The sequence below is a fragment of the Bartonella sp. CL71SXKL genome (genome assembly GCF_042194935.1).
GTDB lineage: Bacteria > Pseudomonadota > Alphaproteobacteria > Rhizobiales > Rhizobiaceae > Bartonella.
The window spans coordinates 1-593 of sequence record NZ_JBHINI010000140.1 but is presented as its reverse complement, the minus strand read 5'-3'; the positions used below and the strand labels follow the sequence as shown (position 1 = coordinate 593).

Here is a 593-nt window from a genome sequence, read left to right as displayed (position 1 = left end):
ATGGGTTCAGTAGCGGCCGTAACTACCACTGCGGCATCAACATTTGCAACCAACGGGCGAACCAATTGATTTCGTCGTGGCTTAATCGCCAATAAGTAACCATCCGCAAATTCAACATGGTCACCAACCAAGGGTTTAATCCCCCTTTTACGAAAATTGCCCCGGCCCCGAGTACGGTAGATTTGTCCGTCAGACACAATATCATAAAAACCGCTGAGGGACTGTTGAATAATTCCTTCTTGCAAAAATATCCTCCATTAACCAGTGATGTTGGTAGCACTCATGATGGTCCGGCCATTCCGGATCACTTTATATGCCCCCATCTGGTGATTCTTTAACGTAAATGGCACATTGATGGTCGTCTCTTGATTAATTGTAATATCTTGATATTCCATCGTGAGGTTGTGGTAAGCATCAGAAATGTAGACTTGAACCCGATTTTCCTTTTTACCACCATTGCCATCAAACGGAATATTAATTTGAATATTAGTGGTTTTAAGGTTAGCACCAGTATCTGCTACTTGAACCGTGATCGTATCGTCTTCAGATAGTTTTGAACCAGCCTTAGGGGTTTGCTTAATCACATGGTTGAC

1 protein-coding gene and 1 pseudogene are annotated in these 593 nt (G+C 42.8%); both read right to left on the bottom strand.

The window, feature by feature from the left end:
* Positions 1 to 245 (bottom strand): annotated as a pseudogene (locus ACFILA_RS09945) (ribosome small subunit-dependent GTPase A); the annotation flags it as partial.
* Between the two features lie 12 nt (positions 246 to 257).
* Positions 258 to 593, bottom strand: a 336-nt coding sequence (locus ACFILA_RS09940; protein WP_375661172.1) for a PASTA domain-containing protein, incomplete at its 5' end; no start/stop codon positions are given.